The organism is Vibrio phycocola, assembly GCF_054404255.1.
In genome coordinates, this window is record NZ_JBTAMQ010000005.1 from 238,104 (window position 1) to 255,671 (window position 17,568).

Sequence of the window (17,568 nt, forward strand, 5' to 3'; positions counted from 1 at the left end):
ATAGGGCACTGAGAACACTATAGCGACAAGTTATAATCTGTAGTACCCTACCTTTAATTACAACTAGTTATCGAGAGGCTTGCACCTTGAGTGACATGGCAAAAAATTTAATCTTATGGCTTGTTATTGCTGTCGTTTTAATGTCTGTATTTCAGAGCTTTGGCCCTGGTGATGCAACAGGGAAATCGGTTGACTACACCACATTTGTTAGTGAAGTTGGGCAAGGGCAAATACAAGAAGCGCAATTCAAAGACAGTCAAATTACGTTCACTCGTCGTGGTAGCACCACTAGTAACGTTACGTATATGCCGGTTTATGACCAAAAACTGCTTGATGATTTGATCAATCAAAACGTGAAAGTAGAAGGCACTCCACCAGAAGAGCAAAGCTTATTAGGGACTATCTTTATTTCGTGGTTCCCAATGATACTTCTTGTTGGTGTTTGGATCTTCTTCATGCGCCAAATGCAAGGCGGTGGTGGTAAAGGTGCGATGTCATTTGGTAAGAGCAAAGCTCGAATGATGACAGAAGAGCAGATCAAAACTACTTTTGCTGATGTTGCTGGCTGTGATGAGGCCAAAGACGATGTGAAAGAGTTGGTTGATTACCTACGTGATCCAAGTCGTTTCCAAAAGCTGGGTGGTAAAATTCCAACAGGTGTTTTAATGGTTGGTCCTCCTGGTACGGGTAAAACCTTACTTGCAAAAGCAATTGCTGGTGAAGCGAAAGTACCATTTTTCACAATTTCTGGTTCTGACTTTGTTGAAATGTTCGTTGGTGTCGGTGCTTCGCGTGTTCGTGATATGTTTGAACAAGCCAAGAAAGCATCACCATGTATCATCTTTATCGATGAAATCGATGCAGTAGGTCGACAGCGTGGTGCTGGTGTTGGTGGTGGTCATGATGAGCGTGAGCAAACACTAAACCAGATGTTGGTTGAAATGGATGGTTTTGAAGGTAACGAAGGCGTTATTGTTATCGCTGCAACCAACCGTCCTGATGTACTTGACCCAGCATTACTTCGCCCCGGTCGTTTTGATAGACAAGTTGTTGTTGGTCTACCAGATGTTCGTGGACGTGAGCAAATTCTTAAAGTTCATATGCGTAAAGTTCCTTTGGCAGGTGACGTTGAACCTTCATTGATTGCTCGTGGTACACCAGGTTTCTCTGGTGCTGACTTAGCTAACTTAGTAAATGAAGCCGCACTATTTGCTGCTCGTGGAAACAAACGTAATGTCTCCATGGTTGAGTTTGAATTAGCAAAAGATAAGATCATGATGGGTGCTGAGCGTCGATCTATGGTTATGTCGGAAGAAGTCAAAGAATCAACGGCGTACCATGAAGCAGGCCATGCTATTGTTGGGCGTTTAGTTCCAGAGCATGACCCAGTTTACAAGGTTTCTATAATTCCTCGTGGCCGTGCACTTGGTGTGACGATGTACCTGCCTGAGCAAGATCGAGTAAGTATGTCTCGTCGACATTTGGAATCGATGCTTTCAAGCTTATATGGTGGTCGATTGGCTGAAGAGCTAATCTATGGCGCAGATCAAGTTTCAACTGGTGCTTCGAACGATATCGAACGTGCGACTGATATTGCGAATAAAATGGTTACTAAATGGGGTTTCTCTGAAACTTTAGGACCGCTTTTATATACTGAAGAGGAAGGTGAAGTTTTCCTAGGACGCAGTTCAGGCAAATCTAAGCATATGTCTGATGACACAGCTAAAGCCATTGATATAGAAATTAGAACCTTAATCGATCGCAACTATCTTCGAGCTAAAAAGATACTTGAAGAAAATATGGATATTATGCATGCAATGAAAGATGCATTAATGAAATATGAAACAATCGATGCTGGTCAAATCGATGATTTGATGGAACGTAAGTCAGAGATTCGTGAACCTGCCGGTTGGGTTGAGCAAGATAAAGCTGCGCAAGAAAAGCGAGATGCAGCTGAAGAAGATAAAAAAGTAGATTCAACTGTCGAAAATTCTGAAGAAAAAAAACCAGAAGAAACGAAGGAAGAATCGAAAAAAGACCAAAACGAAGAATAAAGTTTTGGAGAGAATGAAGCCCTGAGTTTACTCGGGGCTTTTTATTAGCTAAAGCAAAAGAGATGGAACACGTTTAGATAGGAAAGTAATGCAAATATCCACATCAACCAAGACGCTAGATCTATCATCCCCTCAAGTCATGGGTATTTTAAATACGACACCTGATTCATTTTCTGATGGTGGCCAATTTACATCTGTTACTCGAGCTTTAAAACAAGCTGAATGTATGATTGCCTCGGGGGTATCGATTATTGATATCGGAGGAGAATCTACACGACCGGGAGCTCCTGATGTTGAGTTAAACGAAGAGTTATCTAGAGTTATTCCTGTTATCAAAGCGATACGTGAACAACATGATGTTTGGATTTCGATTGATACCAGTAAACCGGAAGTTATGAAACAGGCTATTGCGGCTGGAGCTGACATTATTAACGATGTCCGTGCACTACAAGAGCCGGGAGCGCTGGAAGTCGCCGCAAAAGCTCAAGTTCCGGTTTGTATCATGCATATGAAAGGTCAGCCAAGAACAATGCAACACAATCCAGAATATTCCGATGTTATGGATGAGGTTCGCATTTTTTTACAGCAACGAATCGCAGCTTGTGAAGAGTCAGGTATAAAGAAAGAAAATATTATTATCGATCCTGGGTTTGGGTTCGGTAAAACAGAATCTCACAACTATCATTTACTCGCGCATCTGAATGAATTACATGCTTTTGGTCTGCCGATACTGGCTGGAATGTCACGTAAATCAATGTTATATAAGCCTCTAAATAAGTCGCCATCTAATTGCTTAGCTGGCAGTTTAACGGTTGCATTAACCGCTTATGAAAAAGGTGCTCAGATTCTTCGAGTCCATGATTTTGAAGAAACCTTAGATGCATTAACTATTGCGAAGTTAATTCACAATAATCGTTAGGCAACGATAGCGATAAAACAATAAAACGAAAGGTACAATATGTCTGAGAAAAGACGTTACTTCGGCACTGATGGTGTTCGAGGAAAAGTAGGGCAATTTCCGATCACTCCCGATTTTATATTAAAACTTGGCTGGGCCGCAGGGCGTGTACTTGCTAAACAAGGCACTAAGAAAGTTATTATCGGTAAAGATACTCGAATATCTGGCTATATGTTGGAGTCGGCGTTAGAAGCTGGACTTGCAGCTGCTGGGTTAAAAGCAATTTTCACCGGGCCAATGCCGACACCTGCGGTAGCATATTTAACACGAACATTCCGTGCTGAGGCAGGAATTGTTATCTCAGCATCGCACAACCCTTATTACGATAATGGTATTAAGTTCTTTTCTGCGGAAGGGACCAAATTGCCTGATGAGGTTGAACTAGCCATTGAAAAAGAACTCGATAAAGATATTGAATGCGTTCCGTCTTCTGAGCTTGGTAAAGCAGCGCGCTTAACCGATGCAGCAGGACGTTATATTGAATTTTGTAAGAGTACGTTTCCATCACATCATGGTTTAGAAAAGTTAAAAATCGTTGTCGATTGTGCGCATGGTGCAACTTATCACATTGCTCCAAGTGTCTTTAAGGAGCTTGGTGCTGAAGTTATTTCAATTGGTGTTGAACCTAATGGCACCAATATTAATGATAAAGTTGGGGCAACAGACGTTAAATTATTGCAACAGCGAGTGCTTGAAGAAAAAGCGGACATAGGACTAGCTTTTGATGGTGATGGCGACCGTATTATTTTAGTTGATGCACTGGGTCATGAAGTCGATGGCGACCAGATTGCATACATCATTGCACGGGATTTACTGCGTAAAGGTGAATTGAAAGGTGGGGTTGTCGGTACTTTAATGACCAACTTAGGAATGGAAGTTGGATTGAAACAACTCGGTATTCCATTTGTCCGTGCTGCAGTGGGCGACCGCTACGTGATGGAAAAGCTAATAGAAAAAAATTGGAAAATTGGCGCCGAAAATTCAGGTCATGTGATATTACTGGATAAAGTGACCACAGGAGATGCGATCGTCGCGGCGTTGCAAGTGTTGTCGTCTATGATTGATAGCGATATGTCACTTCACGACTTAGCAAAAGGCATGACACTCTATCCTCAAGTATTAGAGAATGTACGATTTAGCGGTGATAGTAATCCTTTGGAAGCCGAAGCTGTTCTTGAAGCCGTCGCAAAAGTTGAAAAGAACTTAGGAAGTAACGGACGTGTGTTACTTAGAAAATCAGGTACCGAACCTTTATTGCGTGTCATGGTTGAAGGTCAAGACTCAGAATTAGTTCAACGTTCGGCCCATGACATTGCGGATGCAATCAAAGCCAATTGCTAGATCAAATTGCATTTATTTTCGGGATTATGCTGATTAATTTGCTTATTGGTTAGAGCTTTGTCCTTTTTTTAACCATGTGAAGCATTAAACAGAAAAAAAGTGAATTCTTCACTTGTCAGTTTTGTAAGCTTTCGATAGTATTGCGTCCTCCCTCAATGAGGGTCGCGCTAGCTATGTTTTTTCGAAAGAATAACGGCACTGGCTCAACAATTTTGACATAGGTGGAAAACATGTTTTCAGTTCTACTTGTGATTTACCTGTTGGCAGCGTTGGCTATTATCGGCTTAGTGCTGATTCAACAAGGTAAAGGCGCAGATATGGGAGCTTCATTCGGAGCTGGTGCATCAAATACAGTATTTGGCGCTGGTGGCTCAGGCAATTTCTTGTCTCGAATGACCGCAGTTTTTGCGACAGTATTTTTAATCGCTTGTTTGGTGTTGGGTAACCTCTCAACTCACAAAACAGATTCTCAATGGCTTGACCTTGAGGCTCCAGTAGCGACTGAGCAAACTGATGTTGTAAAAGCAGTGGATGATATCCCAGTTGAACCAACTGGCGATGATATCCCAGAGTAATTTATAGAATAAATCGAATATAGCCGAGATGGTGAAATTGGTAGACACGCTAGCATGAGGTGCTAGTGCCTTAGGTGTGAGGGTTCGAGTCCCTCTCTCGGCACCATTGTTTGAGAAGCTTGTAATATAACATTGACGGCGTATAATAGCCGCAATCGGACGCGGGGTGGAGCAGCTTGGTAGCTCGTCGGGCTCATAACCCGAAGGTCGTAGGTTCAAATCCTGCCCCCGCAACCAATCTTAATATTCTGATTGGTAGCAAGTTTCTGCAGTGTAAACCTCACTGCAATTGAAGTGATTTTTATAATCAATTCAATGTTTCAGGGTCCAGCATCTTTAAACCCCGATTATCGGGGTTTTTTGTTATCTGAATGTTTTATGTGATGATATTTATCTATAAAAATCAGATGCTTGCATGGAGTGGTTGATGGGCTCTGAGCCCTTTTTTTGTTTCTGGAGTGGTTTAATGACTGGTTTAGAGAAACAACTGACTGATTTATTAGAATCAGCAGTCGTTGCATCGGGCTACGAATTAGTTGGGTTAGAGTTTATTCGTGCTGGAGCGCATTCTACATTGCGTATCTATATTGACCATGAGAATGGTATCAATGTCGATGATTGTGCAGAAGTGAGTCGCCAAGTTGGTGCTGTACTTGATGTTGAAGACCCAATTTCGGTGGTTTATAACCTTGAAGTATCATCACCGGGATTAGAAAGACCACTTTTTAAAGTAGAGCACTACGAGCAATTTATTGGTCATGAGGTCAGCATCGTTTTAAATATGGCTGTAGGTAATCGCCGTAAATGGAAAGGGACTATCCATTCTATTGAAGGTGAAACGATTACTCTTATTGTTGATAAGCAAGAAGAGCAATTTGTACTTAGCAATATATCGAAAGCTAACCTGATCCCTAAATTTTAAAGTCTTAGAGGCTAGAAGTAATGAGTAAAGAGATTTTAGCGGTAGTCGAGGCGGTTTCTAATGAGAAAGCTGTCCCTCGTGAGCGTATTTTTGAAGCGCTTGAAGTTGCCTTGGCAACTTCGTCTAAAAAGAAGCACAACATCGAAATTGAAGTTCGCGTAGAAATTGACCGAAAATCCGGTGAGTTTACGACATTTCGTCGTTGGTTGGTGGTTGAAGAAGTTGAGTTCCCAACCAAGGAAATATCTTATGAAGCGGCAGTTTATGATGATGAGTCTATTGAATTAGGCGGCTATATCGAAGATGAAATCGAGTCAGTTAAATTTGACCGAATCACCACTCAAACTGCGAAGCAAGTTATCGTACAAAAAGTTCGTGAAGCAGAGCGTGCCCAAATAGTTGAACAATTTATTGATAACGAAGGTGAACTGGTCACTGGTGTTGTTAAAAAAGTGAATCGTGATGCAATCGTTCTTGATCTAGGTAACAACGCTGAAGCTGTTATTCTTCGTGAAGATCAACTTCCACGAGAGAATTTCCGTTCAGGTGATCGTGTTCGTGGATTGCTTTATGCAGTTAAACCTGATGCTCGAGGTTTCCAATTATTCGTTACTCGCTCTAAGCCTGAAATGTTAGTTGAATTGTTTCGTGTAGAAGTGCCAGAAATTGGCGAAGAGCTAATTGAGCTTAAAGCGGCAGCGCGTGATCCGGGTTCTCGTGCAAAAATTGCAGTGAAAACTAACGATCGCCGAATTGACCCAGTTGGTGCATGTGTCGGTATGAGAGGTGCTCGAGTTCAGGCTGTTTCAGGTGAACTTGGTGGTGAACGTATTGATATCGTCCTTTGGGATGATAACCCAGCACAATTTGTTATCAATGCAATGGCTCCTGCAGATGTGGCTTCAATCATTATGGATGAAGATGCAAACTCAATGGATATTGCAGTAGAAGCAGATAACTTGGCTCAAGCTATCGGTCGTAATGGTCAGAATGTTCGTTTAGCCTCTCAACTGTCTGGTTGGGAATTGAACGTAATGACAGTTGAAGATTTACAAAATAAACATCAACAAGAATCGATTCAATCAATCGAACAGTTTATGAAGTACCTCGATATTGAGCAGGACTTTGCAGAGCTTTTGGTTGAGGAAGGGTTCTCGACACTTGAAGAAGTTGCTTATGTTCCAGTAAATGAGTTGCTTGAAGTTGATGGTATGGATGAAGATATTGTGGAAGAGCTTCGCTCTCGTGCGAAAGATGCACTAACCACAATGGCATTAGCAAAAGAAGAGTCTTACGGCGACGTAGAGCCAGCAGCGGATTTGCTAGCTCTTGAAGGGTTGGAGCGTGATCTTGCATTCCAACTGGCGGCGAAGGGTGTAATTACATTAGAAGATTTAGCTGATCAAGGTATCGACGATCTTGAAGGGATCGATGGATTAACAGAAGAGCGTGCAGGAGAGCTAATTATGGCTGCGCGTAATATCTGTTGGTTCGGTGACGATGCGTAATTTTTCAGCAGGGGAGGAAGCGGCATGACACAACTAACAGTTAAAGCACTCAGTGAAGATATTGGTACTCCGGTTGACCGCTTAATTGAACAACTTGCTGATGCAGGCATGACAAAAACGAGTTCAGATAGTGTTACCGATGATGAAAAGCAGCAGTTGCTTTCACATTTACGTAAAGAGCATGGTGATAAGTCATCAGATGGCGAGCCAACTCGTTTAACGTTACAACGCAAAACTCGTAGCACATTAAGTGTGAATGCGGGTGGTGGTAAGAGTAAGAATGTTCAGGTAGAAGTACGTAAAAAGCGCACTTATGTTAAGCGCAGTGCTGTCGATGAAGAAGCACAACGTGAAGCGGAAGAGCTAGCTGCTCGTGAAGCTGAAGCGAAACGTGAAGCAGAAGAACAAGCAAAACGCGAAGCCGAAGCGAAACGTGCAGAAGAAGCAAAACGTGAAGCAGAAGAAAAAGCGAAACGTGAAGCGGAAGAAAAAGCGAAAAAAGAAGCCGCTAAAGCAGCAAAACAACCTGCAATTAGTGATGAAGAAAAATTGAAGCAAGAAGCAGCGCGTAAAGAAGTTGAAGAACTTAGACGTCGTCAAGAAGAAGAAGCACTGCGCAAAGCTGAAGAAGAAAGCCAACGTCAAATTGAACTCGCTCGTGAAATGGCCGAGAAGAATAAAGAGCGTTGGTCTGCTGAAGAAGCGAAAAAAGATACTATGGAATCACAAGATGCCGATTATCATTTAACGACTTCAGCAACTGCGCGTGCAGCTGAAGATGAAGCCGATAATAGCGTTGAAGAAGCACCTCGACGAGTGGCTAAACCAGCGAAACGTAAAGCGACTGAACGCCAAGAGCGCGATACAAAGCCTCGTGGAAAAGCAGGAAAAGCTGGTAAAGGCAACCGTGCTCGCAAAGGTAAGTTAGCTAAACCGACTTCAATGCAACATGGCTTTGATAAAAATGCGACGCATACCAAGCCAGACATTATCATTGGCGAAACGATCGTTGTCTCTGAGTTAGCTCAGAAAATGGCTGTTAAAGCGACTCAGGTTATTAAATCTATGATGTCGTTGGGTGCTATGGTTACGATCAACCAAGTCATCGATCAAGAAACAGCTCAGCTTGTTTGTGAAGAGATGGGTTATAAAGTTATCTTGCGTAAAGAGAACGAACTTGAAGAAGCAGTAATGCAAGATCGTGATCATTCTGCAGATGCACTGCCACGAGCTCCTGTTGTTACTATCATGGGTCACGTAGACCATGGTAAAACATCGACTCTTGATTATATTCGACGTGCACACGTTGCATCAGGCGAAGCCGGCGGAATTACCCAGCATATTGGTGCTTACCACGTAGAAACTGATAACGGTATGATCACTTTCCTTGATACTCCTGGACACGCAGCGTTTACAGCAATGCGTGCTCGTGGTGCTCAGGCGACAGATATCGTTGTTCTTGTTGTTGCTGCAGATGATGGCGTAATGCCACAGACAATTGAAGCGATTCAACACTCTAAAGCGGCTGGTGTACCTCTTATCGTTGCGGTAAACAAAATCGATAAAGAAGATGCAAACCCAGACAACGTTAAGACTGAGTTAGCGCAGCATGATGTTATTCCTGAAGAGTGGGGTGGAGACAATATCTTTGTTCATATCTCTGCTAAACAAGGAACAAATATCGAAGGTCTTCTAGAATCTATTCTACTGCAAGCAGAAGTTCTTGAATTGACAGCTATTTCAGATGGTATGGCATCTGGTGTTGTGGTTGAATCTCGTCTTGATAAAGGTCGTGGTCCTGTTGCGACGATTCTTGTTCAATCAGGAACATTGCGTAAAGGCGATATCTTATTATGTGGTCGTGAATACGGTCGAGTTCGTGCTATGCGTGATGAAACTGGTAAAGAAATTCTTGAAGCAGGTCCATCTATTCCTGTTGAAGTATTAGGCCTTTCTGGGGTTCCTTCAGCCGGTGATGAAGCGACAGTCGTACGTGACGAGCGTAAAGCTCGTGAAGTTGCGAACTACCGTCAAGGTAAGATCCGTGATGTGAAACTTGCTCGCCAACAGAAATCGAAATTAGAGAATATGTTCTCGAACATGGATTCTGGTGAAGTATCTGAGTTGAACGTAGTTCTGAAAGCGGATGTACAAGGTTCGGTTGAAGCAATTGCTGATGCATTGGTGAAACTCTCTACTGATGAAGTGAAAGTGAATATTGTTGGCTCTGGTGTTGGTGGTATCACTGAGACTGATGCAACATTAGCAGCAGCATCAAACGCTATCGTACTTGGCTTTAACGTTCGTGCAGATGCATCTGCTCGTCGTACCGTCGAAGCTGAAAGCCTAGACTTACGTTACTACTCAATCATTTATCAATTGATTGATGAAGTTAAGTCGGCAATGAGCGGTATGTTAGCTCCAGAATTTAGACAAGATATTATTGGTCTTGCTGAAGTTCGTGATGTCTTCAAATCACCTAAACTTGGCGCAATCGCTGGTTGTATGGTTACTGAAGGGCTTATCAAACGTAACAACCCAATCCGCGTTTTGCGCGAGAATGTTGTTATCTATGAAGGTGAGCTAGAATCCCTACGCCGCTTCAAAGACGACGTACAAGAAGTTAAAAATGGTTACGAGTGTGGTATTGGCGTTAAGAACTACAACGATGTTCGCGTTGGCGACCAAATCGAAGTATTCGAAATTGTTGAAATTAAACGTACCATTGATTAATCGACTATGATGGCAACTTCATGCTCTATTAATAGCAGCATGAGGTATATCACTATCGGTTGTTGAATACACCATGGGGGGTTGGACATTATCCATCCCCCCATTCTTTCTATCTATGTGAGAGAAATATAAGATGGCGAAAGAATTTAGTCGTACGCAGCGAGTATCGCAACAGCTGCAAAAAGAAATTGCGATGATAATACAGCGAGAAGTTCGTGACTCTCGCCTTGGTATGGTAACGATCTCTGATGTCGAAGTTTCTCGAGATCTCGCTTATGCTAAGGTTTTTGTTACCTTTTTATGTGTTGGAGAGCAAACACCAGAAAGCTCTTTAGCGGCATTGCGTGAGCATGAAGTGTCGATTAGGATGACGTTAGGTAAACGAATTCGTTTGCGCTTAACCCCTGAGATTCGCTTTTACTATGACAGCACGCTTGTTGAAGGGATGCGCATGTCTAACTTAGTCTCTGATACTGTAGCAAAAGACAATGAGCGTAAAGCTGAAGCAGGTCGTGGAGAAGAAGAATAATGGCTCGTCGTCGTAAGGGAAGACCTATTGATGGTGTGTTATTACTCGACAAGCCTACGGGAATCTCATCTAACGATGCTCTACAAAAAGTAAAGCGTATCTTCTTTGCAGAAAAAGCAGGGCATACTGGAGCTCTTGATCCTTTGGCGACAGGAATGCTTCCAATCTGTTTGGGAGAAGCGACTAAGTTTTCACAGTTCTTGCTTGATTCCGATAAGAAATATCGTGTTATTGCTAAGCTTGGCGAGCGGACCAATACATCTGACTCCGATGGTGAAGTGGTTGAAACTCGTGACGTAAATGTCGATCAAACTGATTTATTAGCAAAGATAGAAACCTTTCGTGGCGAAACCGATCAGGTTCCTTCGATGTTTTCAGCATTGAAGTTTGAAGGCCGACCGCTATATGAATACGCCCGTGAAGGGATTGATATTCCTCGTGAGCCGCGAAAAATTACCGTATACGATATCAATTTGCTGCGCTTTGAAGGCGTTGAAGTCGAAATGGAAGTGCATTGCTCAAAAGGCACTTATATCAGAACCATTGTTGATGACTTGGGCGAAATGCTAGGTTGCGGTGCACATGTGATTGATTTACGGCGAACTGAAGTTGCCAATTACCCTTACGAACAAATGGTGAGTTTAGAGCAACTTAATCAATTGCTTGAGCAAGCAAAAGAGCAAGATATTGCACCGAAAGAGCTTTTAGATCCACTACTACTGTCGATGGACACCGCCGTTCAAGACCTCGTAGAAGTGAACGTGATACCAGAGCTAGCTGATCATGTATTACACGGTCAACCAGTACAAGTATTTGGAGCACCTACATCTGGGCAAGTCCGAATTACCGCCGGTGATGAGCGTTTGTTTCTTGGTGTTGGCATTATTGATAATGATGGCAAAGTGGCACCGAAACGTTTAGTTGTATTTCGAGACGAAGAGGCTTGATCTTAATTACTTTAAATACTCAATATGCTAGTTGCTATATTGAGGGGAATTCCCTATAATCCCGCTTCCTCGTGTAGGCTGAATCAGAGATTGGCTTACACAAACTTTAAACTTTAACTCTCAGGAGAGAATTATGTCTCTGAATGCAGAAACTAAAGCAGCTATCGTAGCAGATTACGCACGTGGCGAAGGCGACACTGGTTCACCAGAAGTACAAGTAGCACTACTTACAGCTTCTATTAACCACCTACAAGGTCACTTCAAAGAGCACAAAGGCGATCACCATAGCCGTCGTGGTCTTTTACGCATGGTTTCAAGCCGTCGTAAACTTCTAGATTACCTTAAAGGTAAAGATCTAGATCGTTACCACACTCTAATCCAACGTCTTGGCTTACGTCGCTAAGAACTGGATTTTAATAAAAAAGGGGCTTAATGCCCCTTTTTTAATGCCTAAACTTGGCACATTTACTGGTTAGTAGTTTATACTAGCCAGCGTCTTTATTTGTTTTTAAATCAAGACAATTAGGCTCAAACATTACAGTCACCGAAGTCGGCCAGCAGGTCGCGACTACTCAAAAGGGTTTTAATTAAAATAGACTCTTTTTATTAGTCGCGATTAGTAGTGTTTGGAGTATTGATAATAAATATCTAGGAACTCCTAGAAAAGGAAATATTAATGTTCGAAAAACCAGTCGTTAAGACATTTCAATACGGTAACCATACCGTAACGTTAGAAACTGGTGTGATTGCTCGTCAAGCAACCGCTGGTGTTATGGTTACAATGGATGATACTTCTGTTTTTGTATCAGTTGTTGGTAAGAAAAATGCGGTACAAGGACAAGATTTCTTCCCGCTAACGGTTAACTACCAAGAACGTACTTACGCAGCAGGTAAAATCCCTGGTGGTTTCTTCAAGCGTGAAGGACGTCCATCAGAAGGCGAAACCTTAACTTCTCGCCTGATTGACCGCCCAGTTCGCCCACTGTTCCCAGAAGGGTTCACTAACGAAGTTCAAATCATCGCGACCGTTATGGCAGTTAACCCAGACGTTCAACCTGATATTCCAGCATTGATTGGTACTTCTGCTGCATTGAGCATTTCTGGCCTACCATTCAATGGCCCAATCGGCGCAGCTCGTGTTGGTCATATTGATGGTCAGTTAGTACTAAACCCAAGCCAAACTGAGCTAGCTGAGTCTCGCTTGGATCTTGTTGTCGCTGGTACGCAAAATGCCGTATTAATGGTTGAATCTGAAGCTGATATCCTAACGGAAGAAGAAATGCTTGCTGCAGTTGTTTACGGCCATGATCAACAACAAGCTGTAATCAATGCAATCAATGAGTTTGCTGCTGAAGTTGCAACACCATCTTGGGATTGGGTTGCACCAGTTGAAAATGTTGAGCTAAAAGCAAAAATAGCAGAACTTGCCGAAACTGGCTTGGTTGAAGCTTACCAAATTACAGATAAAATGGCTCGTTACGACCAAGTTGCCGTAATTCGTGATCAAGTTGTTGAAACATTAGTCGCTCAAGATGAGAGCATCGATACTGCTGAAGTGAAAGATATCTTCCACTCACTGGAAAAAACAGTTGTACGCGGTCGCATTATTTCTGGTGCTCCACGTATTGATGGTCGTGAGAAAGACATGGTTCGCGCACTTGACGTACGTACAGGCGTACTTCCACGTGTTCACGGTTCGTCTTTGTTCACTCGTGGCGAAACTCAGGCTATCGTTACCGCAACACTTGGTACACAGCGTGATGCGCAAATCATTGATGAGTTAACGGGTGAGCGTAAAGATCACTTCTTGCTTCACTATAACTTCCCTCCATACTGTGTTGGTGAAACTGGATTTGTTGGCTCGCCTAAGCGTCGTGAAATCGGCCATGGTCGTCTAGCAAAACGTGGTATCGCAGCGGTAATGCCAACTCCAGAAGAGTTCCCGTACACCGTTCGTGTTGTTTCTGAGATTACTGAATCAAACGGTTCATCTTCGATGGCTTCGGTTTGTGGTACTTCTCTAGCACTTATGGACGCAGGTGTTCCAATTAAAGCATCTGTTGCGGGTATCGCAATGGGTCTTGTGAAAGAAGGCGATGACTTCGTTGTTCTTTCTGACATTCTTGGCGATGAAGATCACCTAGGTGACATGGACTTTAAAGTAGCAGGTAGCTCTAACGGTGTTACTGCACTTCAAATGGACATTAAGATCGAAGGTATCACCAAAGAAATTATGCAAATGGCGTTGAACCAAGCAAAAGGTGCTCGCTTACACATTCTTTCTGTTATGGATGAAGCTCTTTCTAGCTCACGCGAAGAAATCTCTGAGTTCGCTCCTCGTATCTACACGATGAAGATCAGCTCTGAGAAAATCAAAGATGTTATCGGTAAAGGCGGTGCAGTTATTCGTTCTTTGACTGAAGAAACAGGCACTACAATCGAAATCGGTGATGATGGCACCATTAAGATTGCAGCCACTGAAGGCGCAGCTGCAAAAGAAGCGATTCGTCGTATCGAAGAGATCACTGCTGAAGTAGAAGTTGGTCGTATCTACACGGGTAAAGTTGCACGTCTTGCTGATTTCGGCGCATTTGTGACAATTCTTCCTGGTAAAGATGGTCTCGTACACATTTCTCAAATTGCAGATAAGCGTGTTGAGAAAGTCTCTGACTACTTAGCTGAAGGTCAAGAAGTTCAAGTTAAAGTACTTGAAATCGACCGTCAAGGTCGTGTACGTCTTAGCATGAAAGAGGCCGTTGAAAAGCCAGCTGAAGGTGCTGAAAAGCCAGCAGCTGATGCCGAGTAAATGATTCAACAATAAAGTATCTAAAGGGAGCCATTGGCTCCCTTTTTTTATGTAGGTTTCTTATGATTAGTAGCCTATATTCAATATGTTAATATCGCAATTATTGATACTTTTGTATCAGTAGTTTTAATAGAACGATGCTATAGTTACTAATATGATTAGTGAAAAACTGTAATGCAGTGGAATTACGTAGGAGTTTGAATTGAATTGGATTAAAGCGGTTGTGCTGAGCTTAACTGTATTGCTTGCAGTCGGTTGTTCCTCAACACCACCATCATCATCTTGGGTATTTCCTCCTATGGCACGTCCCCTTCAAGCGCCAGTTGACAAAGAAGTACAGCTTGTTCGTCTTAGCCAATTACTCCAGCGTGACGACCTTTCGGACGATTTGCGAGCTAAAATCTATTTTGAACGTGGTAATAATTACGATCTTCTTGGTCTGAGAAATTTAGCACGTTTCGATTTTGAACAATCTCTACGTTACAATCCGGCTCAGTCACAAGTGTTTAATATGCTTGGCGTATATTTTACTCAGGTTGGAGACTTCGATTCCGCGTATGAAGCATTTGGTTCAAGTTTAGAGCTGGATGAAAACAATGTGTTTACAATGCGTAATCAAGCTATCGCCCTTTATTATGGTCATCGCCCTACGATTGCTTTAGAAGAAATCAATAAGTTAAAAAATGCCCAGGTCGATGACCCATTCGCCTTTATATGGTACTACTTGATAGAATTTGAAACTGACCCTGTTGATGCCCATAAAAACTTGAATCAAGCTTACGTTAATTATGGAAATGATGAAGAGTGGGGATGGAACATTGTCGCCATGATGTTGGGTAATTTGTCAGCGACTGATTTATTCAATGAAACATTGGAAGGCACTCGAGATAATCAAGTATTGGCCGAGCGATTAACCGAGGTGTACTTTTACCTAGGAAAGCGAGATGCATTGATAGGAAAGTATGCAAGTGCCATTTCTCTATTTAAATTAGCGATGGCATTTAATGTATACGAGTATGTCGAGCATCGGTATGCGTCACTTGAATTAGAAGGTATTTACTTCCAATTGCAGCAGCTTGACGAATTACCGGTGGAATGAGAATAAGACTCAAAAATTCTGCTTCGTTTGAGGTTGGCTAAAACGTTTCTTAACATAGCGATATTGCACTCCTGATGCAGTATCGCTATTTTATTTCTATTGCGATTTTGACTGTCGCTATTTGGAACTAGCTGTTGCAGGTTTCTAGTCCCGCTAACTGATGCCAATATCCATTGCATTCATAGTTATTCAGCTTTTCTGGATGTAAGCCAGCTTCGTTAGCTTTGAATTTATCTAATCGACTAAAGGTTTCGACTCCCAAAGGACTTAATCGAACTACATCGACAATCCCTTTCATACTTGGTAGGTCATTGATTAAATTGTAGCAATATCCAGACTGAGTTTGGATCCCATTTAGATTAAATACCGCTTGCCCTTCTTGGCTGTTCACTTGAATACCGGTTGGGTAATTGATGCAGCATTTTTCACATTTATCCTTGGGTTTATCTTCTGCGCGAGCAGTAAAGCAACGAGCAGAATAAGCCAGAGGCAGGTAACCGTGGCTGAACAGCTCTATTTCGAACTTGTTCTTTATTCCAAGTTCATCACACCCGGCTAGCGTGTTGATCAGCCAATCACGCGATAACTCTACCGGCATACACCAACGTATCATTCCTTGTTTTAAAAATAGTGCTAAGGTTTGAGCGTTGTAGACATTGACGGCGGGGCCGACGACAAAAGGGACCTTTGCCTGTTGAGCAAGTTGTATCGCAGAAATATCATTGGCTTCAATAATAAACTCACCGTTATCAATATATTGCTTCATCACACTGAGTTCACTTCGTGACTCGAGTAAAGCCATTGTGGATAGCACAACTTGTTTGCCATTGTCAGCAAGAGTTCTCGCGGTACTAAGCCAATCTTCAGGTTTGAACTCTCTACGCTTAGAACACACTGTTTCACCGAGGTAAATAATATCAGCTTGTGACTCATTTGCTTTGTTGTAAAACGCTTCGGTATCCTGTTTCGACCAAAAATAGAGTAAAGGGCCAAGTGCATATTTCATTAAATTAACTTCCTTTTATTGCCATTGACGATGATAGGCGCCAAGCGTAGTTTGCGTCCCTTCAGACAAGTTGGCTAAGGTTGAATTCCAAGTATCAGACACCTGGTAGGTTTGTGGGTTGGCGAGATAGGTATCAATTGCAGCGCGCCATGTTCTTGTCACTTGTTCAACATAAGCAGGACTACGCTGGCGACCTTCTATTTTTACCGATGCGACGTTAGCGGCGAAAAGCTCAGGTAACAGCGATAATGTATTAAGGCTTGTGGGCTCTTCAAGAGCATGATACGGCTTAGTTTGATTATCTAATTCAGCAACAAAACGCCCTTTACATAAAGTTGGATACCCCGCATTTTCCCCCTGGGCATACTTATCGATTAGGATTTCATTGAGGCGCGACTCTAAGCCTTCTGGCTTTTCTTGCCAGCGGACGTACTTAGCTGGGGAGCAGGCTCCCACAGTATTCGGAGATTCACCTGTCATATAGGAAGATAGGTAGCATCGACCTTCAGACATAATGCACAAGCTACCAAAGGCAAAAACCTCCAAATCGACCCCATGTGGTATCGATTGAGACAATTGTCTAACCTGATGAATGGAGAGTACTCTCGGTAATACGACGCGTTTTACGTTAAATTGTTGTTTATAGAACTCAATTGCAGCACTGTTAGTTGCGGATGCCTGTACCGATAAATGGAGTTCAAGATCTGGGTAACGGTTTGCCGCGTATTCTAAAAGTGCTATATCAGCGATAATTAATGCATCGACACCAAGGTCTGCTGCGTTGTCAACGGCTTGAGTCCACCGATTAAAGCGTTCAGGGTGGGCAAATGTATTTAATGCGACATGAATTTTTTTGTCACGATCATGGACGTATTGAACGGCTTTATCGAGTTTTTTTCCAGTAAAGTTTAAGCCAGCAAAATGACGTGCATTCGTTTCGTCTTTGAAGCCGATATAAACGGCATCGGCCCCACAATCGATAGCGGTTTTAAGAGCTGGCAAGTTGCCAGCAGGGCAGAGTAGTTCCATGAAAGTCTGTACCAATATGCAGGAAATATATGTATTTTATGGAAAAAATACATATATGATT

At 42.5% G+C, this 17,568-nt stretch carries 14 protein-coding genes and 2 tRNA genes; 14 read left to right on the forward strand and 2 right to left on the reverse strand.

Going from position 1 to position 17,568, the window contains the following annotated elements; genetic code table 11:
* The first annotated feature begins 95 nt into the window (after positions 1–95).
* The 14 genes from ftsH to nlpI all read left to right on the forward strand — a co-directional run bounded on the left by ftsH (position 96) and on the right by nlpI (position 15,472).
* Entirely contained in the window at positions 96–2,054 is a 1,959-nt protein-coding gene (gene ftsH, locus ACXJY6_RS09755) for an ATP-dependent zinc metalloprotease FtsH (RefSeq protein ID WP_458768203.1), read from the forward strand.
* 88 nt (positions 2,055–2,142) lie between these two features.
* On the forward strand, positions 2,143–2,973 hold the full coding sequence (folP, locus tag ACXJY6_RS09760) for a dihydropteroate synthase (protein ID WP_456050642.1): 831 nt from the start codon (positions 2,143–2,145) through the stop codon (positions 2,971–2,973).
* Between the two features lie 39 nt (positions 2,974–3,012).
* The gene (gene glmM / locus ACXJY6_RS09765; protein WP_456050643.1) at positions 3,013–4,353 is read left to right on the forward strand and encodes a phosphoglucosamine mutase; all 1,341 of its coding nucleotides are present in this window, start codon (positions 3,013–3,015) and stop codon (positions 4,351–4,353) included.
* Positions 4,354–4,583: 230 nt separating this feature from the next.
* Complete coding sequence (gene secG, locus ACXJY6_RS09770; RefSeq protein WP_456050644.1) at positions 4,584–4,928, forward strand: preprotein translocase subunit SecG; 345 nt, start codon at positions 4,584–4,586, stop codon at positions 4,926–4,928.
* A 22-nt stretch (positions 4,929–4,950) separates the two neighbouring features.
* Positions 4,951–5,034, forward strand: a tRNA-Leu gene (locus ACXJY6_RS09775).
* Positions 5,035–5,088: 54 nt separating this feature from the next.
* Positions 5,089–5,165: transfer RNA gene (locus ACXJY6_RS09780), tRNA-Met, on the forward strand.
* 229 nt (positions 5,166–5,394) lie between these two features.
* Positions 5,395–5,850, forward strand: coding sequence for a ribosome maturation factor RimP (rimP, locus tag ACXJY6_RS09785; protein WP_456050645.1), 456 nt, complete (start codon positions 5,395–5,397; stop codon positions 5,848–5,850).
* Between the two features lie 20 nt (positions 5,851–5,870).
* Positions 5,871–7,358: a transcription termination factor NusA gene (gene nusA / locus ACXJY6_RS09790; protein ID WP_456050646.1), complete on the forward strand. Its 1,488-nt coding sequence runs from the start codon at positions 5,871–5,873 to the stop codon at positions 7,356–7,358.
* 24 nt (positions 7,359–7,382) lie between these two features.
* Positions 7,383–10,091 carry a translation initiation factor IF-2 gene (gene infB, locus ACXJY6_RS09795; RefSeq protein ID WP_456050647.1) on the forward strand — a complete coding sequence of 903 codons (2,709 nt, stop codon included), beginning with the start codon at positions 7,383–7,385 and terminating at the stop codon, positions 10,089–10,091.
* Between the two features lie 133 nt (positions 10,092–10,224).
* Entirely contained in the window at positions 10,225–10,620 is a 396-nt protein-coding gene (gene rbfA, locus ACXJY6_RS09800) for a 30S ribosome-binding factor RbfA (protein WP_456050648.1), read from the forward strand.
* Positions 10,620–11,567 (forward strand): tRNA pseudouridine(55) synthase TruB, encoded by a 948-nt coding sequence (gene truB, locus ACXJY6_RS09805; protein ID WP_458768204.1) that lies wholly within the window; start codon positions 10,620–10,622, stop codon positions 11,565–11,567. The genes rbfA and truB overlap by 1 nt, the downstream gene beginning before the upstream one ends.
* Before the next feature lie 133 nt (positions 11,568–11,700).
* Positions 11,701–11,970 carry a 30S ribosomal protein S15 gene (rpsO, locus tag ACXJY6_RS09810; protein ID WP_456050650.1) on the forward strand — a complete coding sequence of 90 codons (270 nt, stop codon included), beginning with the start codon at positions 11,701–11,703 and terminating at the stop codon, positions 11,968–11,970.
* 273 nt (positions 11,971–12,243) lie between these two features.
* Positions 12,244–14,373, forward strand: a complete 2,130-nt coding sequence (gene pnp / locus ACXJY6_RS09815; RefSeq protein WP_456050651.1) for a polyribonucleotide nucleotidyltransferase — start codon at positions 12,244–12,246, stop codon at positions 14,371–14,373.
* 202 nt (positions 14,374–14,575) lie between these two features.
* A complete protein-coding gene (gene nlpI, locus ACXJY6_RS09820) occupies positions 14,576–15,472 on the forward strand; it encodes a lipoprotein NlpI (RefSeq protein ID WP_458768205.1) in 897 nt (298 codons plus the stop codon).
* Between the two features lie 127 nt (positions 15,473–15,599).
* On the opposite strand, the gene ACXJY6_RS09825 is transcribed toward nlpI, so the two are convergent.
* On the reverse strand, positions 15,600–16,478 hold the full coding sequence (locus ACXJY6_RS09825) for a U32 family peptidase (RefSeq protein ID WP_458768206.1): 879 nt from the start codon (positions 16,476–16,478) through the stop codon (positions 15,600–15,602).
* 15 nt (positions 16,479–16,493) lie between these two features.
* Positions 16,494–17,507: a ubiquinone anaerobic biosynthesis protein UbiU gene (ubiU, locus tag ACXJY6_RS09830; RefSeq protein WP_458768207.1), complete on the reverse strand. Its 1,014-nt coding sequence runs from the start codon at positions 17,505–17,507 to the stop codon at positions 16,494–16,496.
* Positions 17,508–17,568 lie beyond the last annotated feature (61 nt).

Coding starts and splice junctions, on each gene's coding strand:
- ftsH (WP_458768203.1), top strand. CDS start 96: ATGGCAAAAAATTTAATCTTATGGCTTGTTATTGCTGTCGTTTTAATG.
- folP (WP_456050642.1), top strand. CDS start 2,143: ATGCAAATATCCACATCAACCAAGACGCTAGATCTATCATCCCCTCAA.
- glmM (WP_456050643.1), top strand. CDS start 3,013: ATGTCTGAGAAAAGACGTTACTTCGGCACTGATGGTGTTCGAGGAAAA.
- secG (WP_456050644.1), top strand. CDS start 4,584: ATGTTTTCAGTTCTACTTGTGATTTACCTGTTGGCAGCGTTGGCTATT.
- rimP (WP_456050645.1), top strand. CDS start 5,395: ATGACTGGTTTAGAGAAACAACTGACTGATTTATTAGAATCAGCAGTC.
- nusA (WP_456050646.1), top strand. CDS start 5,871: ATGAGTAAAGAGATTTTAGCGGTAGTCGAGGCGGTTTCTAATGAGAAA.
- infB (WP_456050647.1), top strand. CDS start 7,383: ATGACACAACTAACAGTTAAAGCACTCAGTGAAGATATTGGTACTCCG.
- rbfA (WP_456050648.1), top strand. CDS start 10,225: ATGGCGAAAGAATTTAGTCGTACGCAGCGAGTATCGCAACAGCTGCAA.
- truB (WP_458768204.1), top strand. CDS start 10,620: ATGGCTCGTCGTCGTAAGGGAAGACCTATTGATGGTGTGTTATTACTC.
- rpsO (WP_456050650.1), top strand. CDS start 11,701: ATGTCTCTGAATGCAGAAACTAAAGCAGCTATCGTAGCAGATTACGCA.
- pnp (WP_456050651.1), top strand. CDS start 12,244: ATGTTCGAAAAACCAGTCGTTAAGACATTTCAATACGGTAACCATACC.
- ACXJY6_RS09825 (WP_458768206.1), bottom strand. CDS start 16,478: ATGAAATATGCACTTGGCCCTTTACTCTATTTTTGGTCGAAACAGGAT.
- ubiU (WP_458768207.1), bottom strand. CDS start 17,507: ATGGAACTACTCTGCCCTGCTGGCAACTTGCCAGCTCTTAAAACCGCT.